The 21,985-nt window shown below is 56.6% G+C and carries 20 protein-coding genes; 8 read left to right on the forward strand and 12 right to left on the reverse strand.

Features of this window, described 5'->3' with window-relative positions:
* Positions 1–4 precede the first annotated feature (4 nt).
* From BW956_RS00840 to mraZ, 6 genes are read right to left on the reverse strand one after another with little or no spacing between them, the layout of a single operon-like run.
* Positions 5–1,378, reverse strand: a complete 1,374-nt coding sequence (locus BW956_RS00840; RefSeq protein WP_076460091.1) for a UDP-N-acetylmuramoyl-tripeptide--D-alanyl-D-alanine ligase — start codon at positions 1,376–1,378, stop codon at positions 5–7.
* Positions 1,375–2,889, reverse strand: coding sequence for a UDP-N-acetylmuramoyl-L-alanyl-D-glutamate--2,6-diaminopimelate ligase (locus BW956_RS00845; RefSeq protein WP_076460093.1), 1,515 nt, complete (start codon positions 2,887–2,889; stop codon positions 1,375–1,377). The genes BW956_RS00840 and BW956_RS00845 overlap by 4 nt, the downstream gene beginning before the upstream one ends.
* On the reverse strand, positions 2,886–4,604 hold the full coding sequence (locus BW956_RS00850; protein WP_010321717.1) for a peptidoglycan D,D-transpeptidase FtsI family protein: 1,719 nt from the start codon (positions 4,602–4,604) through the stop codon (positions 2,886–2,888). The genes BW956_RS00845 and BW956_RS00850 overlap by 4 nt, the downstream gene beginning before the upstream one ends.
* Positions 4,591–5,022 carry a cell division protein FtsL gene (gene ftsL, locus BW956_RS00855; protein WP_244894307.1) on the reverse strand — a complete coding sequence of 144 codons (432 nt, stop codon included), beginning with the start codon at positions 5,020–5,022 and terminating at the stop codon, positions 4,591–4,593. The genes BW956_RS00850 and ftsL overlap by 14 nt, the downstream gene beginning before the upstream one ends.
* Positions 5,019–5,957 (reverse strand): 16S rRNA (cytosine(1402)-N(4))-methyltransferase RsmH, encoded by a 939-nt coding sequence (gene rsmH, locus BW956_RS00860; RefSeq protein WP_076460094.1) that lies wholly within the window; start codon positions 5,955–5,957, stop codon positions 5,019–5,021. The genes ftsL and rsmH overlap by 4 nt, the downstream gene beginning before the upstream one ends.
* 19 nt (positions 5,958–5,976) lie before the next feature.
* A complete protein-coding gene (mraZ, locus tag BW956_RS00865; RefSeq protein ID WP_010321720.1) occupies positions 5,977–6,462 on the reverse strand; it encodes a division/cell wall cluster transcriptional repressor MraZ in 486 nt (161 codons plus the stop codon).
* Between the two features lie 452 nt (positions 6,463–6,914).
* Here mraZ and BW956_RS00870 point away from each other — a divergent pair, with 452 nt between their 5' ends.
* The 7 genes from BW956_RS00870 (at position 6,915) to BW956_RS00900 (ending at position 15,002) form a co-directional block, all read left to right on the forward strand.
* On the forward strand, positions 6,915–8,894 hold the full coding sequence (locus BW956_RS00870) for a GGDEF domain-containing protein (protein WP_076460096.1): 1,980 nt from the start codon (positions 6,915–6,917) through the stop codon (positions 8,892–8,894).
* A 60-nt stretch (positions 8,895–8,954) separates the two neighbouring features.
* A complete protein-coding gene (locus BW956_RS00875; RefSeq protein WP_076460098.1) occupies positions 8,955–10,040 on the forward strand; it encodes a 4Fe-4S dicluster domain-containing protein in 1,086 nt (361 codons plus the stop codon).
* Between the two features lie 157 nt (positions 10,041–10,197).
* Positions 10,198–11,349, forward strand: a complete 1,152-nt coding sequence (locus BW956_RS00880; protein ID WP_076460099.1) for an iron-containing alcohol dehydrogenase — start codon at positions 10,198–10,200, stop codon at positions 11,347–11,349.
* 189 nt (positions 11,350–11,538) lie between these two features.
* Positions 11,539–12,414 carry an FAD/NAD(P)-binding protein gene (locus BW956_RS00885; protein ID WP_076461251.1) on the forward strand — a complete coding sequence of 292 codons (876 nt, stop codon included), beginning with the start codon at positions 11,539–11,541 and terminating at the stop codon, positions 12,412–12,414.
* Positions 12,414–13,211 carry an NADH-quinone oxidoreductase subunit B family protein gene (locus BW956_RS00890; RefSeq protein WP_076460101.1) on the forward strand — a complete coding sequence of 266 codons (798 nt, stop codon included), beginning with the start codon at positions 12,414–12,416 and terminating at the stop codon, positions 13,209–13,211. The genes BW956_RS00885 and BW956_RS00890 overlap by 1 nt, the downstream gene beginning before the upstream one ends.
* Positions 13,204–14,502, forward strand: a complete 1,299-nt coding sequence (locus BW956_RS00895; protein ID WP_076460102.1) for a Ni/Fe hydrogenase subunit alpha — start codon at positions 13,204–13,206, stop codon at positions 14,500–14,502. Before BW956_RS00890 ends, BW956_RS00895 begins: the two co-directional genes overlap by 8 nt.
* Complete coding sequence (locus BW956_RS00900; RefSeq protein ID WP_076460104.1) at positions 14,499–15,002, forward strand: hydrogenase maturation protease; 504 nt, start codon at positions 14,499–14,501, stop codon at positions 15,000–15,002. The genes BW956_RS00895 and BW956_RS00900 overlap by 4 nt, the downstream gene beginning before the upstream one ends.
* Here the strand turns inward: BW956_RS00900 and BW956_RS00905 are convergent.
* Complete coding sequence (locus BW956_RS00905; RefSeq protein ID WP_076460105.1) at positions 14,939–15,769, reverse strand: ATP-grasp domain-containing protein; 831 nt, start codon at positions 15,767–15,769, stop codon at positions 14,939–14,941. The two genes, BW956_RS00900 and BW956_RS00905, sit on opposite strands and share 64 nt — an antisense overlap.
* Before the next feature lie 166 nt (positions 15,770–15,935).
* Here BW956_RS00905 and BW956_RS00910 point away from each other — a divergent pair, with 166 nt between their 5' ends.
* Complete coding sequence (locus BW956_RS00910) at positions 15,936–16,868, forward strand: DMT family transporter (protein ID WP_076460107.1); 933 nt, start codon at positions 15,936–15,938, stop codon at positions 16,866–16,868.
* An 86-nt stretch (positions 16,869–16,954) separates the two neighbouring features.
* Here BW956_RS00910 and BW956_RS00915 read toward each other — a convergent pair whose 3' ends face one another.
* From BW956_RS00915 to BW956_RS00935, 5 genes are all read right to left on the reverse strand, one after another.
* Positions 16,955–17,314: a DUF6559 family protein gene (locus BW956_RS00915; RefSeq protein WP_010321730.1), complete on the reverse strand. Its 360-nt coding sequence runs from the start codon at positions 17,312–17,314 to the stop codon at positions 16,955–16,957.
* A 219-nt stretch (positions 17,315–17,533) separates the two neighbouring features.
* Entirely contained in the window at positions 17,534–17,866 is a 333-nt protein-coding gene (locus tag BW956_RS00920; RefSeq protein WP_010321731.1) for a YnfA family protein, read from the reverse strand.
* Between the two features lie 45 nt (positions 17,867–17,911).
* Positions 17,912–19,450 carry a diguanylate cyclase gene (locus BW956_RS00925; protein ID WP_076460108.1) on the reverse strand — a complete coding sequence of 513 codons (1,539 nt, stop codon included), beginning with the start codon at positions 19,448–19,450 and terminating at the stop codon, positions 17,912–17,914.
* 113 nt (positions 19,451–19,563) lie between these two features.
* Entirely contained in the window at positions 19,564–20,433 is an 870-nt protein-coding gene (locus tag BW956_RS00930) for an oxygenase MpaB family protein (protein ID WP_076460110.1), read from the reverse strand.
* 38 nt (positions 20,434–20,471) lie between these two features.
* Positions 20,472–21,923 (reverse strand): DNA recombination protein RmuC, encoded by a 1,452-nt coding sequence (locus tag BW956_RS00935; RefSeq protein ID WP_076460111.1) that lies wholly within the window; start codon positions 21,921–21,923, stop codon positions 20,472–20,474.
* Between the last annotated feature and the right edge of the window lie 62 nt (positions 21,924–21,985).

A 21,985-nucleotide genomic window follows, 5' to 3' on the forward strand; every position in this document is an offset into this window, starting at 1 on the left:
GGTGTCAGTCTTCCCCTTTCAACAGAGCGTTTACCACTCTGTCCATCGCCGCACTTCGCGAGCCTTTCACCAGAATGCGGGTCTCCGGTGTCAGCATCGGACGCAGGCGTTCGATCAATTGTGTCTGCGCAGCAAAATGCTCCGCCCCCGTTTTCACGGCATTAAATGCCTTAACTGCTTCCTGCATTTGTGGCCCTGTTGCCAACAGGTGTTCCAGACCGCGTTCAGCCGCATAGCGCCCCACATCAGCGTGCAGCTGCAGGGACTCGTCCCCCAGCTCGGCCATATCCCCCAACACCAGAATGCGCTGCCCCGGCAGTTGAGCCAGCAGGTCGGTCGCGGCCATGATCGCATCGGCATTGGCGTTATAACTGTCATCAATGACCAGTGCACCCTGCTCCAGCGCATGTGGGCTTAAACGCCCCGGCACCGGCGTAAACTGATCCAGCACGCCGGCAATATCCGTCAATGGCTGGCCCGCCGCGACCCAGGCCGCAGCGGCTGCCGCTGCGTTCGACACGTTGTGCCGGCCCAGAATCTGTAGCGAGACGGGCAAGCGGGTAGTGCCATCATCCAGCACAAAGCGCCAGCTGCCATCCGCATTCATCTCCAGCTCGTGCGCACTGAGGTCGGCGGCGCCATTTTCCACACCAAAGCTGAATATCCGACGTTTCAGCCGTGTCAGCGTATCCATCCAAACCGATGCATGGGGCGAATCCAGGTTCACGACACCCACACCGCCTTCTTTCAAACCGCCAAAAATCTCGGCTTTGGCCTTAACAACCCCTTCAATACCACCGAACCCCTCAAGGTGGGCCCCCATGGCATTATTCAGAATGGCCACATCCGGGCGGGTGTAAGACACCGTGCGGGCAATTTCACCGCGCGCATTGGCACCCAGCTCAATCACGGCCGCCCGATGCTCCGGAGCCATTTGCAGCAGGGTTAACGGGGCGCCGACCTCATTATTGAGGTTGCCCTGTGTCGCCAGCACCTCGCCACGCGTAGCCAGCAGCCCGGCCAGCATCTCCTTGACCGTGGTTTTGCCGCCACTGCCAGTGACGGCAAACACGGGCGCACGGAACAGCGAGCGGTTATAGCCGCCCAGCTGTCCCAGCGCTGTTAAGGTGTCGGTGACAACCAACTGCGGCAGCCTGGTCTCGACCTGGTGGTCGACCAGAACCGCGGCAGCCCCCTTCAACTCGGCAGCACCGACAAAATCGTGCCCGTCAAAATTCGGGCCTTTCAGAGCAACAAACAGATCACCCTCTGCCAGCTGACGACTATCCGTCACCACGCGGGTGATCTGGCAATCAGCGCCCAGCCGTTGCGCGTCCAGTGGACGTTCAAGCTCACTCAATTCGAGGGCGCGCATCATACATCAGCTCCTTCATTCAATACATGCCAGGCGTAATCAAAATCACTGAAAGGATGCCGCACTCCGGCGACTTCCTGATATTGCTCATGCCCCTTGCCGGCCAACAGCACCAGATCGCCTGCAGCGGCCATTTCGATGGCCTGCCGTATCGCCTGATCCCGTTCAACACAGACAATGACATTTTCCGGCTTTGCAAAGCCGGCCAACACGTCCTCCACAATGGCACGCGGGTCTTCCGAACGCGGGTTATCGCTGGTCACAACCACCCGGTCAGCATGACGCTCGGCCACTGCGGCCATTTCAGCGCGCTTGCCACGATCCCGGTCGCCACCGCAACCAAACACACAGATCAACTCACCCTGACTGCCGCTGTGAAGCCTCAATGCCTGCAGCGCCTGGGCCAGAGCATCCGGCGTATGAGCAAAATCCACTACCACGGAAGGTTTGCTGGTATCGGCAGGTATCGGCTGCATGCGCCCCGGGACGGGCTCCAGGTTAGACAGCACCTTGCCAATGGCCGGCAGATCAAACCCAAGCGCCTCCAGCAAACCGGTACAAAGCAACAGGTTGCTGGCATTGAAGCTGCCCATCATAGGCGCATCGACCTGAACTTCACCCTGCACTCCCAGATAGCGGAACCCCTGGCCTGCAGGCGTGAAGGTCAAATCAGCAAGCGTCAGATCAGCATTCGGGTCGGACAGCGCGAAACCCAGCACACGACCTGGCGCCGGTTCCAGCCGCTCCCAAAGCGTGCGGCCGAACACATCATCAAGATTAAGCAGCTGGATAGACGGCTGATAATCGGCAAACAGGCGAGCCTTGGCATCGCCATAGGCTTCCATATCACCGTGGTAGTCAAGGTGATCACGGGTCAGATTGGTAAAGGCCCCGGCCTCGAAACGCACGCCGGCGACTCTCTGCTGGTCAAGTGCATGACTGGAGACTTCCATAACGATGTATTCAGCGCCGGCCTCGACCAACTCAGCCATGAGCGCCTGCAGTGAAATGGGATCGGGGGTTGTGTGACTGGCCGTATCCAGCTGTCCCCAGAAACCGTTTCCGAGGGTGCCTATCAGAGCTGCCTTATGACCCAATTGATTCAGCGCCTGCACCATAAAGCTGGCACAGGACGTTTTGCCATTAGTGCCGGTAATGCCGATGACCTTGCAACGCTGACTCGGCTCGCCATAAAAACGGCTGGAGACCTCTCCAATGCAGCGGTCAAGATCATCCACTTCAATGATCGGCAATGTTAGCCCCTGGCGTTCGTCATCGCTCAACTCCCCTCTGGGGACCAGCGCTGCACAAGCACCTTTGGTTTGGGCACCTGACAGGAAGTCCGCCCCCCTCAGCTGAGCGCCGTTGCGGGCGAAAAACAGATCGCCAGCTTGCACGCGACGACTGTCCAGGGCCAATCCGCTGACGTTCACATTCGCCAGATGTGCCTGTGCCGCAGATGCTTCAAACACCTGCGGCAGCAATTTCATAAGTGAGTGGGTGAGAGTGCTCATTGCATTGCCACCTGATCTTTTGCCGGCTCGGGCCACTTATCCGGCGGAACATTTAACAAGCGCAGCGCCCCGGCGGCGATACGGGAGAAAATAGGCGCGGCAACCACGCCACCGCCGTACTCCTGCCCTTTGGGGTTATCGATCATGATCGCAACCGCCAGGCGCGGGTTACTGACCGGTGCGATGCCGGAAAACACCGCCACATACCGGTCTTCCGCATAACCACCACCGCTGGCCTTGTGCACAGTACCGGTCTTGCCAGCCACGCGATAACCATCAACGGCGGCACGACGACCGGTACCACGCGGCCCGATCACGGTTTCCATCATTTCCAGTACCTGAGGCGCAATGCCGGGCGGAATCACACGTTTGCCGGTAGGCGGCTGCTCCTGCTTCAGTAACGTGGCCTGATGCATGATGCCATCCGAGGCCAGCGGCACATAAGCCTGCGCCAGCTGCAGCAAAGTTGTGGAGAGGCCGTAGCCATAGGACATGGTGGCTCTTTCCACGCGCTGACGCTCATTCAAAAACGGCAGGACACCGGTACGTTCACCCGGGAATCCGGTTCCGGTATCGCGCCCCAGCCCCACGTTTTGCAGCAGGTTACGGACAGCATCGGGCTCCATGGACAGGGCCAGCTTGGTCACACCCACGTTACTGGACTTGGTAATAATGGTGGTCAAATCCAGCTCACCGTAGTTGCGAAAATCCTTGATGGTGGCACCGGATACCCGGATATAACCAGGCGAGGTATCCACAATCGAATCACGGGTGTACTGCCCACTCATCATGGCTGCCGCAACGGTGAAGGGCTTGATCGTGGAGCCGGGCTCAAAAAGGTCAGTCATGGCGCGGTTGCGCAATGCAGAGGTGTTCAAGTTGGAGCGGTCATTGGGGTTGTAGGACAGCTGATTGACCAGTGCGAGGACCTCTCCGGTACGTGTATCCAGGACCACCACCGAGCCGGAGTCAGCCTGATGTACTTCGACCGCTGCCTTGAGCTCACGGTAGGCCATATATTGCACGCGCAGGTCGATACTCAGCTGCAGATCTTCACCCGGATCTGCCGCCTGGATAGAACGGATGTGCTTGATGGTACGACCGACGCGATCCTTGAGTACCAGCTTGCGCCCAGGTTCGCCACGAAGGCTCTGGTTATAAGCCAGTTCCAGCCCTTCCTGCCCTTCACCGTCCACATTGGTAAAACCAACCAGATGAGTGGTGACTTCACCGGCCGGATAATAACGCTTGTACTCGCGATCCACGTGAATACCGGGGATATCGAGCTCATCCACCGCCTCGGCCAACTCGGGAGTGACCTGGCGCTTGAGGTACATGAAACGGCGCTCGCGATTATCCCTCAAGTCCGCCATCAGAGACTGGCTGGGAATTTCCAGCAGATGAGATAACCGGCTCAAGCCGGTATGTTGCAAATCTGTGCGCAAAGGATCGGCCCAGATGGTGGCCACCGGCGCACTCACTGCCAAAGGTTCACCGTTGCGATCCGTAATCAGGCCACGGTGGGCCGGGATCAGCATAGTCCTGACGGTACGCGCATCACCCTGACTGCGCAGAAACGCCTGATCATCGCCGTAGAGCGACAACAGCTTTGATGTAATGCCCGCGACAATCAGCACCAACAAGACCACAACCAGCCAGATGCGCCAGCTGCGTGCGGCATGCGTCTGTACTGTCGGATCTTCAGCGTTGCTCATGGCGTACGATCTCGATGGTTTCGGTATCTGGCACAACCATTTCCAGCTGGTCGGCGGCCAGGGTTTCTACACGGTTATGGGACGACCAGACACTCTGCTCCAGCAGGTACTGCCCCCATTCCACCTGTAATTCATCCCATTGACTGACCAGCACCTGATGCTGGTTAAACAGTCGACGGTATTCATAGGCTGAGAAGATCACCATCATGGCACTGATCATCACCAGCAACGTCAGCCCTGATACGACCGACACCGGCAGCAGCAGCTCGCCTCCCGACAACATGGGGGCGGGCTTGGATTCAGCTTTAGCCGCCGGTTTGGGTGACCACTTTTCACTCAGCGCCGCCCAACGCTCCACAAGTGGGCGAAACATCACCCCGGGAGCCAGACGCGCCTTGAGCGCATCCAGTTTTTTCATGCCAGCTTGATAGCCGCGCGCATCACAGCACTGCGCGCTCTGGGGTTTCGGTTCAACTCATCCTTGCCTGCACGCATGGCCTTCCCGACCGATTTCAAACGACGCTTGAGCATGTCATCCGTAAACGGCACACCCGGCGGTAGGTGCTCATCACCTTTGACATGACGACGAATGAAGCGTTTTACCAGACGGTCTTCCAGCGAGTGGAAACTGATAACTACCAGACGACCGCCCGGCTCCAGCACTTCCAGTGCCTGATCCAGACAAGCTTCGACATCAGCCAGCTCGCGGTTGATATGAATGCGAATCCCCTGAAAGGCCCGTGTGGCGGGATGCTTCCCCTTCTCCCAGCGCGGGTTGGCTTCAGAGATGATTTTGGCCAGGCGTGCTGTGGTCGTGATCGGCTCTTCAGCGCGCTGCTCGACAATTGCACGCGCCATGCGGCGGGAGAAACGCTCCTCACCGTATTGGTACATGACATCGGCAATCTCGGTCTCGGAGGCACGATTGATCCAGTCCGCAGCACTTTCACCGCTGCTGGTATCCATGCGCATATCGAGAGGACCGTCATTGATAAAGCTGAAGCCGCGATCAGGATCATCCAGCTGGGGAGAGCTGACACCCAGATCCAGCAGTACGCCGCTGACTTTGCCCATCAGGCCGCGCTTTTCTACAAAGGATTGAAGCTCGGCAAAGGAGCCATGCTCAATACTGAAGCGCTCGTCATCCGCAAAGCGCTTATGAGCATGGGCAATCGCTTCAGGGTCCTTGTCGATTGCCATCAGCTGCCCCTGCTCGGAGAGCTGTTCCAGCACCAGCGCACTGTGCCCACCGCGACCAAAGGTGCCGTCGATATAAAATCCATCCGGGTCGTGCACCAACTCGCGCACAGCCTCGTCCAACAGCACTGTTATGTGGCTGAATGTCTGACTCATCGTGTCCCCAGTCCGTCAGTTAAAGCGACAGAGCCTGCAATTCAGCCGGAATTTCTTCGTCGTTTTCCGCCTGCAGATACTCGTCCCGAGTGCTGTTCCAGAGCGTCTCGCTCCAGATTTCAAACTTGTTACCCTGCCCAAGCAGGATGATTTTTTTATCCAGTTCGGCATAATCGCGCAGCGGCGCCGGCAGCAGCATACGCCCGTTGGCGTCCAGCTCCAGATCCGTTGCATGACCGATCAGCAAACGCTGAATACGTCGCACTGACTTGTTAAACCCTGACAGCGCGATGATCTTTGCCTGAATCTCATCCCATTCGGGCTGTGGATAGAGCAATAAACATGAGTCTTCAGGGTCAATCGTGACCACCATTCGGCCCTCGCAATGGCTTTTCACCGTCTCGCGATAGCGAGCCGGAAGCGCCATACGACCCTTGGCATCAAGATTGATCGGATTCACTCCGCGGAACATTATTTCCACCGCAGCACCCAAAATTCCCCACATTCATCCACAATTTCCCACTAGGCGACACTATAGGTAGTAAGCACAGCGGATGCAAGGTGACATGTACAGTTCTGGAGGCTTCACAAGGGCTGGAGTACACACGCCAAAACCCGTAATAACACTCTACATATCAAAGACTTGTATATTGATCATAAAACAGACACCTCTTTTACATGGCAAAGTGGTGGACAGTGGGAGGCTCTTGATTTTCTTGATGGAAATAGTGGTTTTTCATGAATGAAACAGATTTGGCCAAATGATTCTGCTTTGGAACACTCCCTTCGAGCACAAGGCACTCTCCACAAGTGCTTTTTTTGTTCGACGGGCCGCTTTTATACCCGTGAGTGGGAAAAACACGTAAAGACTATCTGGCGTCACTAAAAACCAACATTTTTACATTAAAAAGATGAACTGGCGGTTCAGGTTCGCTATAAATAAGGGAAACAGGTGACGTGATCTTTGTGATGCCGAACGACAAGACCTCATCTGCCCCCACCAGTGTCGCAGGCAAACTCAGCCTGCGCTTCCTGCTGTCTGGACGAAACAGAACCGGACGATGGCTGATTCTACTGCTCTGGGCCGCGAGCACAGCGCTGTCCATTGCACTGGGTGTGGTTGCAGTGGAGTTAGACTGGAGCGCACTCCCGGTTAGCCTCGGTGAGCACAACTTCCACATTACCTTTTACCCACCGCTGATTATCGCCATGTTCTGGCTGTTCTGGTTTGGCTTCTGGTGGGCCTGTATTCCGACCTGGATAACCACATTTATTCTGGCCACCCATTACGGCATGGCGCCGGGCTGGGCCTTCCTGTTTGCGTTCTCCGACCCTTTGGGCCTGGCACTTATCGCCATGATCTACCGAGCCATCCCCGGCGCCATTGCAATCAATCGCCCTGTTAACAGCCTGCTGTTTATTCTGGTGAGCTTTGCCGGCGCCGTTATCAGCTCCGTCGGTGCGTTCATCTGGAGCCATGCCACCCAATCACCCATCACCGGGCTATTCCCGATATGGGAAGGCTGGTGGCTCGGCTTCTGGTTACAGAACGTAGTATTTGTATTGCCACTGCTGTTGCTGTTTGACCCGGCTGTCAGGCACTGGCAAGGAAAAACCCGGCTTTGGCAACGAAAGCATCCGGGGCGCCGCACCTTACAGCAGACCCTGCTGGTTGCACTGACGCTGATCTGTACCGCACTGGTGTATACCTGGCTCAGCGCCTACTTGACTCAGGAAGCACTGAGCATCGCCGCGTTCAGCCGTGATGCCCATGTCTGGCAGCCTGTAGCGCTGATGGCCAAGGATTCACTTAAGGCTCAGGTTGTGGTGTTGGGTATTTTGATGACCGCCATGGCACTATTCGGGGTTTACCTGTTCCGGGACTGGTCGGCACGACTGACCCAGTCCCATCAGCAGATCATGCGCACCAACCGCCGCCTGAATGCCGAAGTCCATGAACGTGAAAAGATACAGGCCGAACTTCAGCAGGGTTACCAGATGCTCAGCCTGATGGCGCAACTTGATTCCCGCTTGCACGCCGCCAACAACGCACCCGACGTTATTGCCGTACTGGAGGAATACCTGCCGCGCCTGTTACCACAAATGGAAGGCGTTCTCTGTCGCATCACACCCGATGGCCACACCGAAATTCTGCTGCATTGGGGTCGCTACGCCCTTATGGGCAGACAACAAGCAGAGCATCTTGAGCTACCCGATATCACCGACAACTGGCATAACCCTCACCTCTATGATCCCGATGGCAAACTGGGGATACAACATGTCATACCCCTGCTCTCGGACCAGCACCTGGCAGGCGCGATTCTGCTGGGCCAGCCACCCAAGGAAGACCGGGTAGTAAAACAGGTACTGCACACACTGGGAGAGCACCTGTCGCTGGCATTGACCAACCTGCGTCTGCGTGAGCGCCTGCTGGATGAGGCCACCCACGATCCGCTCACCGGCCTCTACAATCGCCGGTTTCTGTATACCTGGCTGCAAAACGAGTTCGAACGCTGCCGTCGCCATGAGCGCCAGCTCAGCCTGCTGCTGATCGACATCGATCATTTCAAGGCGCTGAACGATTCACTCGGGCACGACGCAGGCGACAAGGCCCTGCAGGGGCTGAGCGACCACCTCAGCAGCATGATTCGCCACAACGATATCGCCTGCCGCCTGGGCGGCGAGGAGATTCTGCTGGCTCTGGCCGAAACCGACCAGCGCAACGCAGCAGCCAAGGCACAGCGCCTCTGTGAAAGCGTGCGCAGCCTGCAGTTATTCACGGAAAACGGCCAGCCAATCCCGGCACTCACCATCTCTATTGGCATTGCCGTTTTTCCGAGCCAGGCACAAACGCCCAGCGACCTCATACGTGCGGCTGACAGAGCCATGTATGAAGCCAAGGCCCGGGGGCGTAACCGCGTCTGTCTCGCCAGCTGAGCTTGTATTCCATCGCCCGCCTGCCTAACGTAGAAACAGGACGATTAATGGATAGCCGCCATGCCAGCCAGTGTTTACCTGCCCCGCCGTGATCTGCAATGCCTGCTCGACCTGATCGTCAGCCAGGGCTACACCCTTAAGGGCCCTCAGGTGATCGATGGCGCCATACTCATGCGTCCACTGAACAGCACATCACAGCTACCCAAGGGACTGGAACAGACACAGGCACCGGGGGAGTACCGCCTGCAGCAGACTCAGGGGTTGCGCCATTTCAGTTGGGCTAACGGCCCTCAGGCCCTTAAGCCTCTTACCTTTGTGCCGCGCGAAACCCTCTGGCGCTCTGAGGCACAACCGGACGGCACTCTCAAATTTCACGAAAGCATCGATCCTCCCGAGCCCACTGCCGTATTGGGTGTACGTGGCTGCGACCTGGCGGCCCTGGCACTGCAGGATCAGCACTTCGCCGGAGACCCCTATTACCAGCAGCGCCGTCAATCACTGCTGTTAATTGCCATCGACTGCTCACACCCTGCCGATACCTGCTTTTGCGCCAGCACCCGGGATGGCCCTGATGCCAAAGATGGTTTTGACCTGGCCCTAAGCGAACTGGAAGAGGGTTTTCTGGTTCGTGCCGGCAGCCAGCAAGGCACTGCCTTGATGGAGCAGTTGCAAGTTTCAGAGCCAACGCTGGAACAGCATCAGGAAGCGCAGTCGCAACTCGAGCAGGCCCGCCAGCAACAGCGGCACCTGCCTGACTTTGAACCTGCCGAGCTTATTCAGCTGAATCAGCATACAGCTTGGGACGAGGTGGCTGATGCCTGCCTTAGCTGCGGCAATTGCACCTCTGTCTGTCCCAGCTGCTTCTGCTTCAGTGAAAGCGAAGCCCCCGAACTGAACGGTACCGAATCCAGTCATCAGCGTCAGTGGGATTCCTGTTTCAGCGAAGGGCACAGCTACATCCATGGCCACCGCTTCCGCCCCGACACCAAAGGGCGCTATCGCCAATGGCTGACACACAAGTTCGGCAGCTGGGTGGAGCAGTATGGGCGAAGCGGCTGTACCGGTTGCGGGCGCTGCATCAGCTGGTGCCCGGTCGGTATCGACCCGCTTCAGGTGCTCACTCAGCTGGGCGAGACCCAGTCCTGAGCACGGGACAATACTGACCTCCGTCATGCAACACTATGATTCCGTTCACTTTACGGCCCTTCCCTCATATACCTGTGCAACCATCAGCGTAACCTGAAGTCGAATGTGCAACCGGACTCGGTGCACCCCGCACCGGCCGAATACAAGGAAGAGATCAATGGCTATCGAAGCGTTTTTCGTCCCCACCGTATCCCTGATGGGTGAAGGCTGCCTCGCCTCTCTGGCTGAACGCGTAAAAATGCTGGAGGGCAAGAAGCCACTGCTGGTCGCCGATGGCGGCATGACAGAACTCGGTTATACCCAGCGCATCGTCAAGATGCTGGAAGACGCCGACATTCCCTGTGCTGTTTACGACGGTACCGTCCCTAACCCCACCGACCACAATGTAGATGAGGGTACAGCCCTGTATCACTCAGAAGGCTGCGACATGCTGATCTCATTGGGTGGTGGCAGCGCCCACGACTGCTGCAAGGGCATCGGTATTCTCGCCACCAACGGCGGCTCCATTCAGGACTATGAGGGCCTGGATCAGCTATCCCTGCCTCTGCCGCCTTATATCGCCATCAACACCACTGCTGGTACCGCCAGCGAAATGACCCGTTTCACCATCATCACCAACAGCTCCAACCACGTGAAGATGGCGCTGGTGGACTGGCGTCTGACCCCGGATGTAGCCATCAACGATCCGGCTCTGATGGTGGATATGCCGCCCTCGCTGACCGCAGCCACCGGCATGGACGCACTGACCCATGCCATCGAGGCCTATGTCTCCACCGCCGCCACACCGATCACCGATGCCTGCGCCCTGCAGGCGATCCGTCTGATCGGCCAGTACCTGCGCAAGGCGGTTGCACGCGGTGAAGATATGGAAGCCCGTGACAAAATGGCGTACGCCGAGTACCTGGCTGGCATGGCCTTCAATAACGCCAGCCTGGGCTACGTGCATGCCATGTCACACCAGCTGGGCGGTTTCTACAACCTGCCCCACGGTGTCTGCAATGCACTGCTGTTGCCTCATGTTTGCCGCGTCAACCTGATGGCTTGCAGTGAACGTTTTGCGGATATTGCCGATGCGCTGGGTGAAGTAACCGAAGGCCTGTCCGAACGCGATGCTGCCTACCTGGCGATTGACGCCATCGAAGCGCTGTCTCAGGACGTCGGCATTCCGCGCACCCTGAGTGAGCTGGGTGTTAAGGATGAAGATATTCCCACCATGGTGGGTAATGCGCAAAAGGATGTCTGCGCGCTGACCAACCCACGTAAATTCACCGACGAAGAAGTAGCTGCCATCTATCGTTCGGCGCTCTAATTCGACCTACGGATTCACACGACCAGGCTCAGCCCCTTCCTGAGCCTGGTCAGCTCACCTTGTTTTAGTCCGCAATTGCACTTGTTCCCCAGCCTGACCCGACCTAACGTATAAGGAGTCACTTGTCAGGGAACTGCCTATGCCTGAACAGCCCAAGAAATGCTCAGCCGTTATCCTGAGCAACTTGCCATGAGCGGACACGCCTGCTTGCAACACCAGGCCCCAGCCAACCCGGCACTGCCCACTGAAGCCGTGATTCTCGGTCGCATTCAGGAAACCGAGGATATCTTCACTCTGCAGCTGCGCCTGACAGACCCGGAGCAGCAATGGCGCCTGGGCATACAACCTGGCCAGTTCAACATGCTCTACCGTTTTGGTGTGGGCGAAATCCCTATCTCCTTCAAAGCGCTTGGCGAAGACGACCAGGGACAGCCTGTACTGGAACATACGATCCGGGCTGTCGGGCGAGTCAGCCGGGCACTGGCCGCACTGAAACCAGTGGAGCGCATTGGTCTGCGCGGTCCTTTTGGGCAAGGTTGGCCGCTGCACCAGGCCGAAAACATGGATCTGTGCGTTGTCACGGGTGGCCTTGGCTGTGCCCCAGCCGTGTCCATCATCGAACATGCTTTTGCTCATCGCGCTTTATACGGGCACATCCATATCATTCAGGGCGTAAAACATTCTGCCGACCTGCTCTGGCGCAGTCGTTATGAGTACTGGGCACAGCAACCGGAAACGACGGTCATGATGGCTGCGGATGTGGCAGCACCAGGCTGGCCCTGGTACAGCGGACGGGTGACTGAACTGATCAAGCGCCTCCCCCTCAAGCCTGCGCAAACACTGGTTTGCTGCTGCGGCCCTGAACCCATGATGCAGGCCAGTGCCGAACAACTGATACGCCAGCAGGTACCGGCGGATGCCATCTGGCTCAGCATGGAGCGCAATATGCAGTGCGCGACTGGTCATTGCGGGCATTGCCAGTTTGGCGCCGACTTCATTTGCCGCGACGGTCCGGTCATGCCCTACCCACGGCTGCGCGACCGTCTGGGCCTGGAGGGCGTGTAATGAACAAACCACGCATCGCCGTTCACAAATTCAGCTCCTGCGATGGCTGCCAGCTCACCTTTCTGAATCTGGGTGAAGCCCTGCTGCAACTGAACGAACAGGTCGAGATTCTGCATTTTCTGGAAGCCGGCATGAGCGATGCCGAAACGGAAGTGGACATCGCCTTTGTTGAGGGCAGCCTGTCGACCCCTAACGAGCTGGAACGCATCCAGCAGGTACGTGCCAACAGTCGCTATCTGGTTAGCATCGGCGCCTGCGCAACCAGCGGAGGTCTGCAGGCCCTGCGCAACCTTGAGGGTCAACACGACAACTGGCGCGACGCCATCTACGCCCGCCCCGAGTTCATCCAGACACTCAAGGAAGTGCAGCCCATCGCCGCAGCCGTCCAGGTAGATCTCGAACTCTGGGGCTGCCCGGTCAGCAGCGCTCAGATACTCGCCGCAATACGAGCACTCCTGTTTGATGTCGCTCCGATCGACGATCGCGACCGGGTTTGTCTGGAGTGCAAGCGCCAACAAGCCGTGTGTGTACTAGTCACCGGAGCCGCCCCCTGCATGGGCCCGGTAACCCGCACCGGCTGCGGTGCCCTGTGCCCGCGTTTTGGGCGTGCCTGCTATGGTTGCTACGGGCCCAGTGAAACCCCGCAGACAGACACCCTGGCCCAGCGTTTTGCCGGTTTTGGCCTGCTGCCCGATGCCATAGCTCGCCGCTTCCTGCTGATTAACTCCCAGGCCCCGGCCTTCCTGCACACCGGCAAGGTTTTTTATCACTCAGGCACAGGAGATCAGGATGACTAGCCGCCGCATTCGCATCGATGTGCCTGCACTCACCCGCGTCGAGGGTGAAGGCTCGCTGCGACTTGAGGTACGCGATGGTCAGCTGCATGAGCTTGGGCTATCGATCTTTGAACCCCCGCGTTTTTTCGAAAAATTCCTGGAAGGCCGGGAAGCCGAGGAAGTGGTCGATATTGTGGCCCGTATCTGCGGCATCTGCCCGGTGGCCTACCAGATGAGTGCGCTGAATGCGCTGGAATCCCTCTCGAACGATTCACCAGGTCACTGGGTCCAACAGATGCGGCGCGTGTTCTACTGCGGCGAATGGCTGCAGAGCCATGCCCTGCATATCCACCTGCTGGCGTTACCGGATTTTCTCGGCTTTGATAACGCCATCGCCATGGCTGAGCGGCATCCGAATGAAGTAAAGCGAGGCTTGCAACTGCAGGGGCTGGGCAACTCGCTTATCCGTCTGTTTGGCGGGCGCTCGGTCCACCCTGTCGGCGCACGCCTGGGAGGCTTCCATCATGCGCCAGAGGCTGAAGATGTTCGTGCACTGATAGCATCCCTGCAACAGGCTCAAAGCGATGCCGCGGACCTGACACGTTTTTGTGCCCGCCTGCCTTTGCCTGAAGACCCGCAAACCTTCATCTCAGTTGCGCTGCACCACACTGATTGCTACGCGATTGAAAGAGGCACACTTCGAACCAGCACCGGGCTGGAGCTGACGGCGGACCAGTTTGAGCAGCACTTTCACGAGACCCACAAGCCGGATTCCACCGCACTTTGGTCTGACTTCAATGGCGAACCCTATCTAACCGGGCCTCTGGCTCGCCTTAACCTGAACTACAGCCAATTACCGCCATTTTTGCAGCAGCGCCTCAATGAAATTGGACTAAGCCTGCCCTGCAACAACATGTTCATGAGCCTGATTGCACGCGCGCTGGAGATTGAACTGGTGATCGCTGAAGCGATCCGGCTGTTGCAGGATTATATGCATCCGGCTTCGCCTTTCACGCCACTGACATTACAGGCTGGTTCGGGATACGGCATGAGCGAAGCCCCCAGAGGGCTGCTTTGGCACCGCTATGAGCTGGATGATAAGGGCCTGATACAGGCAGCACGCATTGTACCGCCCACCAGTCAAAATCAGGCGCGCATTGAGGCCGATCTGCACCGCTCACTGACCGCATTTGGACTGGATAATGATGAAGACGCACTCAGGCTCAGGGCCGAGCAGGTAATCCGCAATTACGACCCTTGCATCTCCTGCGCCACCCACTTTCTGACTCTGGAAAAACAGGAAATAGAATGACCGCTCCCGAGCTGATTATTGGCATCGGCTCGCCCTTTGGCGATGACCGCGCCGGCTGGGCTGTTATTGAAGGCCTGCAGGCGGCTTCGCCACCCGCTACCCTGAAGCTCTTGAGCCTGGACCGCCCCGGCCCTGAATTGATTGAACTGATGCAGAGCAAAGGCCGCGTCACGCTGATTGATGCCCTGCTGACAGAAGATTACCCGCCCGGCCAGTGTATGGCACTCACACCGGCTCAACTGGCGCAAGCAAACTCAACATCCAGCCATGGTTTTGGCCTGGCGCAAACCCTGTCATTGGCCCACGCTCTGCACCAGCTACCAAAAGACCTTCAGCTGCTGGCCATAACGATCAAGCAAACGTCGGTGGATACAGTAATGAGCCCTGAAGTTGCCAGCGCTGCCGAAGCGCTGGCCCAACAACTTCTTAAAGCCCATCAAACCGCAATGGGCAGCGGTGGTGTAGGATCCTTGGGGTCGTCATCATCATCGCCATCATGATCATTGGCCGCTTTCAGGTGCTGTAACATCGCATCCGATACCTGCTGGCTTAACCCCGGCAATCCTCGATTCCCGAACAGGCGGTTAAACTCAATCAGGTACGGATAGCCTTCCACCATGGCTACATCGAAACCGGCATGATCCAGATCCAGCGCCCGAGCAACCCGCTCAACCAAATCAACAGCAGCCGGAGGCAAAGGCGTTTGGTTATCTACATAACCGCCCTGGGACAGGTTATTATGAAAACCATTGTCCCCCTGACAACGCCAGAACCCGTTTACCAGCTTGCCCCCCACAACGATAAGACGAAGATCACGATCAATCGGCAACAATTCCTGCGCATAGATGACCGGTGTTTTTGCCAGATACTGTTGCCAATCATCACGACTTTCGATCAGAAAGACGCCCTGCCCCATGCTGCTTTTTGGAATTTTGGCTACAAAGGGCGTATGCATTTTGTGCCACACCCGTTCCGCACTCTGTGCATCATTCGGCTCAATCAACGTCCAGGGCACATGAGCAGGAAACAGCATCTGAAACGCACGTGTCATCTGCACCTTATCGTGACCGATAAGGTAGGAAGACAAGCTGGGGAAAATACGCTTTTTCAACCCGAACACCAGTGCATTAATCTGCCAATATTCAGGGAAGAGCACCCAGTCCGCCGCTTCAATACGGGCGCGTTCGGCAAACATGTGCTCGGGTTTGATATAGCTGACACCGAGAAGGTGAAGGGTTCGGAACGCATCGAAGGATACGCATTTCATACAGGCGCTACCTGAACGGTTAAAGCGCGGATTTTAGTTCCGATTCAAAGCGGCACAAAGCAAAATTTCATGCCTGACAGCACTTTTTGTGCAGCGTTACTGCATTCATCACCAATAAAATGTAACCTACGTTACTTTTTAGCCACTGAGCAGCCCGGAGGTCCCCATGACAGGCACACGTCGACACCTAGATTTCTTCGCCGTCAGTGTGCTGATGGTGCTCTGTTTGGGCTGGGGCTTTCAGCAAATCGCCATAAAACTGGCTGCCGGGGATATCGCGCCAACGCTCCAGATTGGCCTGCGCTCTGCGTTCGCGGCTTTCGTGTTGCTATTACTGCTGCTGCGCAGCGAAGGGCTTAAGCTGTTCAGTGATGGCACGCTGATATCAGGCCTGGTCGCCGGTTTCATGTTTGCACTGGAGTTCCTGTTCGTTGGTGAGGGGCTGGCCCATACCAGCGCTTCTCATATGGTCGTCTTCCTCTATACCTCCCCCATTTTTACCGCACTGGGCATGCACTTCGTCCACCCTGACGAGCGCCTCAGCCGCTTGCAGTGGGCCGGTATAGCACTGGCGTTTGCGGGCGTCTGCATCGCCTTCCTGGACCCAAGCAACAGCGAAGGCACCAGCCTTTATGGTGACGCCCTCGCCCTGGCCGCAGGCGCTATCTGGGGCTTCACCACTGTCGTGATTCGAGGCTCCAGGCTGTCGGAAGCGCCGGCCGTTAAAACCCTGTTTTACCAGATGGCTGCCGCCGCCATCATGCTCATAGTCGCTGCTTTTATGATGGGCAATGGCGATATGAACTGGACACCAGAAACCACCGTGAACATGGCTTTCCAGGCCGTTTTCATCGCCCTGGCCAGTTATCTGACCTGGTTCTGGCTACTCAAACGCTACCTGGCATCGCGCATGGCGACCTTTGTCTTCATTACCCCGCTGCTGGGCGTACTCTTTGGTGTACTGATTCTGGATGAAGTGCTGAGCCCCAGCTTTGTAACCGGCGGCCTGTTGGTTGTAGCCGGCATCTTCCTGGTCAGTGCCAAAGACCTGCTTAACAGACGTAAAAGCAGACGCGTGAGTGAGGCAATGGACTCCTGATAAACGTACCAGCCCAATACCTGTGAACACGCATTCATGTTCCGGCAGGTGTTGGGCACTCATTGACGCCGCCCCGAAATTACAAACTAGTCAAAAATATCGAAAATTGAGGGCAGATCAAAATCCGGCCATTCGAGCCAGGAGAGGTCGAAATCAAACCAGGATTCCGAAGCCCCATCCGTCAAGGCCGTTGCCATTTCAGCTTTCATTGCCGCATAGTCACAGTTCTCGCCCGTAGCAGCATGGTAGTCATTAAAATCTGCGGGCGAGGAGTACAGGCACATCGCCCAACAATGCCAATCAACGGTATACCTTGATTGAGATGATGCCTGTTTCACCTGGCGTGGCGTGTAAAATTTCTGTTTGCCGTGCTTGTGTACCAGGATCTGCCCCACATCCTTTGCATAGGCTTTTTTATCCGTTGGCGACAGCGCGCATGAGTTCATCCTTGACTCCCTGTTTCTAGTGCCAGCTACACTTCGTGTAATCGGCGAGTGATATTGATTAGCGCGTTTTAGTGCGAAGGCACCTATATTCAATTTTGCTTGTATAGCTCTAATTGACCTGTAGTCAGGAAGTACCTTCGAGTAAACATTCAAATCCTTTTAACAACAGCGGTGCCCACCTGAAGTGATATGAAGCCCTCATAGCAGCACTTATTACACTTAACCCCCGCGCGGAGCAAACATGATAATAGCCATTCCAATCAGCGCTACGGTTGCGCCCAGCAAGTCCCAGCCTGTGGGGCGTATGCCATCCACACCCCATAGCCAAAAAATGGCGACAAAGATATAGACACCGCCGTAAGCTGCATAAACACGCCCCGCTGCAGTGGGATGCAGTGATAGCAGCCAGGCAAAAATCACCAAGCTGATTATTCCCGGTAGCAGCAACCAAACAGTTTTACCTTCACGTAGCCATAGGTATGGCAGGTAGCAGCCAACAATTTCGGCAATGGCCGTCACCAGGAACAGGCCCAGCGTTTTTAATTCAGGCACGATGTCAGACTCCAGTCAGTAAAACCAGGCAACCGCAGGTTTTGGCTAGCTCATTAAATCCGGTGACCAGATAAGGTATCGGTTCTTGCCCGCTTTCTTCGCTTCATACATTGCACGGTCTGCTCGCTGCTGGAGCAAAATGAAATCCCGGCAATCGCTGCCGGAAAGGGCTACGCCGATACTGGCCGACACATAACTGACCTGCTCATGATCTTCTGCATACGCGCGAATGCTATTCACCAGCCGCTGCAGTGCTCCGGTCACGTCATTAAGTGATTTGAGCTGAGGCATCAGCAGCACAAACTCATCACCGCCTATACGGGCAGCAATATCACTGCTCCTGAGGGTTTGCTGAAACAGCTCTGCCAGCTCCATCAGCAGGATATCGCCCTGCTGGTGCCCCAGACTGTCATTCACTTTCTTGAAGTTATCGAGGTCAACCACACACACCGCACTAAACCCTTCGCCACGGGTTTCAAGGGCCAGCACTTCATGCGCCAGCTCCTCAATACTCCTGCGGTTGGCCAACCCCGTCAGTGGGTCCCTGTTCGCCAGCAAGGATAACTTGTTATTAGCGACCAGCAGCGCGGAAGACTGCCGCAGACTGCGTGTCAGGGCAAACATCACGACCAGCGTGAGCAGAATAATCAGGCCTGCAATAGCAGCCGGTGCATGACTGACCCTGACAGGTTCTTCAAAGGCAATATCCACCTGCCATTCACGACTGCCCAGCGCTAAAGGAAAGCTGTATTCAGGCCCCGCTGCAGGGGCAACATTACCGCGTGGATAAATCTGCTTCGGGTCGGCGCCACTGATGTCACTAAGGCGCACCTGATAAGGCTGCCCACTAATGGGCTCGAGCCGCTCGGTAAGCAGGATTTCCGGCCTGAGCAGCAATAGCAAAAACCCTCGCAGTTGCTGCATCGTCCAACTGTCCGTGCCGTACACATGCACAGGCTGAAAAATCGCGACAGCCAAGGGACCCTTTTCATCCTGAACAATAGGGAAAGCACCGGTTGTATAAGAGCGCCCCTGAAGTGCCATTTCAATCGGTCCATCTGCAGGCTGGCTAAACCTCAGGGCTGCATCCAGCCCTACTGCTCTGCGGTTCTGCTCCAGCGGCTCAGTGAAGGTAATAGGGAAATACCGGGGACGAGGCAAAGCCGGGACCGGCGACAGGGATGGCAGTGCAAGCTCAAAAATTCCTTTGGGCGCCAGGCCTCGCGCCTGCATAGCTGCTTCATGTGCCTTGCGCTCAGAAGATAACACCTTTGGTGCCCAATGGACCGCGTAGACATCGTTACGACCAGGCAGTAACACGCTGGAAAAGCGGCGGAATTCAGACTCGGTCACCTGCTCGGATGACTGAAAATAAGCAGTAAAGGCTTCCAGCACGCGCTCTGCATCACTGAGCAAGTCCTGGGCACGGAAAGCCTGAATCTGGGCCAGTTCGCGAAGGTTGTCATCAACCCGTTTCTCTTCCAGCAGCCGCGATACGCTATATGCCTTCCAGGCACCAAAGGCACCCGCAGCAGCGATCAGTATCAACAATGCTAGATAGTAAGTTGAGTAGCGGTTTCGCACCTGGCTTTCCTGACCTTACTGCGCTTATGAAAGGATTGGGCGACCATTTTCGAGTCAATCCAGTCATTAGAGACGTAAACACCGGGAATTGCAAAATCTGTACAGAGTACTGCTCAGCTAAGCCCCACGCGCCGCTTGGCACGACGGGACACGCCGTTACGAAGTGCCCATCGCAAAGTCATAACCAGCACGTGCATACCGGCATGAACCATGTTCCGCTGAACCGGGCTCAATCCTATACCCGCCATTTCCCGGCCCCATTCAGGCAGCAGATCAATACCGGCACGGGCCATCAGGTAGCCTGCAGGACGGGTCAACAGGTTGGGCGCCGGTGCCGTAAGCAGCAGCTGTAGCACTTCAGCGGTTCTCTCATCAAAGCACAGCTGCGGGCGCATTTGTTCAAGGTAGGCATCAATTTGCTGACGGGTGCGGGGAACCTCTACTGCTCCCAGAGACTCTGCAATCAGGGCTACTTCAGCGAAATAACGATCCTGATCTTCACGACTCAGGTCTGGATCACCATAGCGCAGATAGCCAGCCATAAAGCTTCGCACTTCGGCCACGTGTACCCAGGTCAGCAAATCAGGATCGGTCGCAGCATAGGGCCTGCCGTCAGGGGCAACACCTTTTACTCGGCGATGAATTTCGCACACCTGGTCGATCAGCCGATGAGCATCCGCCGTGGCTGCAAAGGTAGTACCGGCAACAAACTGACTGGTTCTGCGCAAGCGGCCGATCATATCCTGCCGGAAGCTGGAGTGATCCCAGACACCCGCAAGCGCCAGCGGATGCAGCATTTGCAGCATCAGCGCGCCAATTCCGCCACATAACATGGAGGGAAAATCCGCATGCACCTTCCAGCAGATACTCTCAGGACCAAACAGCCCCGGATCCCCTTTCGGGTTTTCATAATCGATCTGATTCAGTGATAGCCCGGTCAGGCTGAATACCTGCTGCTCGATGCGGCGCCTGATAAATTCCATCTAATTGCCCTGGGTTCCTTTAGTTCCTGAATCCGGCTTCAGGTGCCGCTATCCAGCTCAAGGCGTGCCTTGTCGACAAGCTCGCTGGGCAATTCCTTTTGTACCGAGACACCCAGATCCTTGAACTCAGCGGCCTGTTTAATCAGGTTGCCACGCCCCGAGTAAAGCTGGCCAAAAGCGCGGTCGTAACTGGCACGAGCCCCATCAAGCTTCTTGCCCACATCCTGCATGCTGGTCAGAAAGCTATTGAGCTTGGTGTAGAATTTTTCCGCACGGTCCGCCAATTCAGCGGTATGACGACTTTGATCCTCGAACCGCCAAAGCTGACGCACAATGTTCAGGCTGGTCAGCAAAGTAGTCGGTGTGGCAACCAGCACATTCTGCTCCAAAGCACGCTGGTAAAGTGTTTCATCTGCTTTCAGTGCTTCAACGTAGGCAGACTCGACCGGGATAAACATGATCACAATCTCGGGTGAGTTCAGCCCCGGCAAGCGGTCATAACGCCGGTCGGCCAGTTCCTTAATACGGTCAGACACGGCACGGGCATGCTCTCGCAACGCCTGCTGCCGCTCCGTCTCCTGCTCCGCATTAACATAACGGGTATAAGCCGCCAGCGAGGTTTTGGCATCAATGATCAGGTGCTTGTCGCCAGGCAAATAGACAATGGCATCAGGGCGCTGACGCCCCTCCTCAGTATTGATACTGACTTCACGCTTGTAATCCCTGCCCAACCTGAGGCCGGCATTATCCAATACATTTTCCAGCATCAGCTCACCCCAGTTGCCCTGGACTTTTTTCTGCCCCTGCAGAGCGGTGGTGAGTTTCTCGGCCTGATCGGTAATCGCCTGGTTAAGCTGCTGCAGGTTTTGTAGCTCGGTGCGCAGCTGAACGCGCTGCTCGGTTTCACGCAGGTGTATATTTTCAACCTTCTCGCGAAAACCTTTCATTTCATTCTGAATAGGGTTCAGCAAATGATTCAGACTCTGCTGGCTCATTTCACTGAACGCCTTGCCCTTACGCTCAAGTATTTCACTGGCCAGCTGTTCAAACTCCGTCTTCAGCAGCTCCCGGCTCTGTTCAAGTTGCTGCAGCTGTTCCTGAAAGTGTTTTTCCTGCTGCTCACGGCGCGACACCAGGGCGCTATGATCTGATTGCAGCTGCTGGTATTCGCTTTGCAGCTCCTGATAGCGCTGCTGCTCCTGCTGCCACCAGCCCTGATATTGGCGCAACGCCTGATCACGCTCATCCGCGCGTGTTTGCAGCCGCCCCAGCTCAACCTGAAGCTGCCCCTTCTCTTCCTGTAACGAAAGGGTCTGGTCGCGCAACATGTCAGCCTCATCCTGAAGTTGCTCGGCCTGCAAGCCGAGCTGCTCGATACGGGCTTGCGCCTGTTGTAAGGGAATGGAGGCTTGCCAGCGGGTGAGTGCCCACACACTGATAGCAACCAGAGTAGAAGCAAGCGCGGCAGGCAGCAGAATATCCGGGGTCATCAAAATCCAGTTCGCAGCTGAGTGGCCAGAGTTATTACTGGCATGTTAGCAGACCCTCGCCG

It is taken from the genome of Marinobacterium stanieri, assembly GCF_900155945.1.
Taxonomy (GTDB): Bacteria; Pseudomonadota; Gammaproteobacteria; order Pseudomonadales; family Balneatricaceae; genus Marinobacterium; species Marinobacterium stanieri.

Bases quoted from the DNA above. Each gene is read 5' to 3' on its own strand.
- BW956_RS00840 (WP_076460091.1), bottom strand. From the start codon at position 1,378: ATGATGCGCGCCCTCGAATTGAGTGAGCTTGAACGTCCACTGGACGCG.
- BW956_RS00845 (WP_076460093.1), bottom strand. From the start codon at position 2,889: ATGAGCACTCTCACCCACTCACTTATGAAATTGCTGCCGCAGGTGTTT.
- BW956_RS00850 (WP_010321717.1), bottom strand. From the start codon at position 4,604: ATGAGCAACGCTGAAGATCCGACAGTACAGACGCATGCCGCACGCAGC.
- ftsL (WP_244894307.1), bottom strand. From the start codon at position 5,022: ATGAAAAAACTGGATGCGCTCAAGGCGCGTCTGGCTCCCGGGGTGATG.
- rsmH (WP_076460094.1), bottom strand. From the start codon at position 5,957: ATGAGTCAGACATTCAGCCACATAACAGTGCTGTTGGACGAGGCTGTG.
- mraZ (WP_010321720.1), bottom strand. From the start codon at position 6,462: ATGTGGGGAATTTTGGGTGCTGCGGTGGAAATAATGTTCCGCGGAGTG.
- BW956_RS00875 (WP_076460098.1), top strand. From the start codon at position 8,955: ATGCCAGCCAGTGTTTACCTGCCCCGCCGTGATCTGCAATGCCTGCTC.
- BW956_RS00880 (WP_076460099.1), top strand. From the start codon at position 10,198: ATGGCTATCGAAGCGTTTTTCGTCCCCACCGTATCCCTGATGGGTGAA.
- BW956_RS00885 (WP_076461251.1), top strand. From the start codon at position 11,539: ATGAGCGGACACGCCTGCTTGCAACACCAGGCCCCAGCCAACCCGGCA.
- BW956_RS00890 (WP_076460101.1), top strand. From the start codon at position 12,414: ATGAACAAACCACGCATCGCCGTTCACAAATTCAGCTCCTGCGATGGC.
- BW956_RS00895 (WP_076460102.1), top strand. From the start codon at position 13,204: ATGACTAGCCGCCGCATTCGCATCGATGTGCCTGCACTCACCCGCGTC.
- BW956_RS00900 (WP_076460104.1), top strand. From the start codon at position 14,499: ATGACCGCTCCCGAGCTGATTATTGGCATCGGCTCGCCCTTTGGCGAT.
- BW956_RS00905 (WP_076460105.1), bottom strand. From the start codon at position 15,769: ATGAAATGCGTATCCTTCGATGCGTTCCGAACCCTTCACCTTCTCGGT.
- BW956_RS00910 (WP_076460107.1), top strand. From the start codon at position 15,936: ATGACAGGCACACGTCGACACCTAGATTTCTTCGCCGTCAGTGTGCTG.
- BW956_RS00915 (WP_010321730.1), bottom strand. From the start codon at position 17,314: ATGAACTCATGCGCGCTGTCGCCAACGGATAAAAAAGCCTATGCAAAG.
- BW956_RS00930 (WP_076460110.1), bottom strand. From the start codon at position 20,433: ATGGAATTTATCAGGCGCCGCATCGAGCAGCAGGTATTCAGCCTGACC.
- BW956_RS00935 (WP_076460111.1), bottom strand. From the start codon at position 21,923: ATGACCCCGGATATTCTGCTGCCTGCCGCGCTTGCTTCTACTCTGGTT.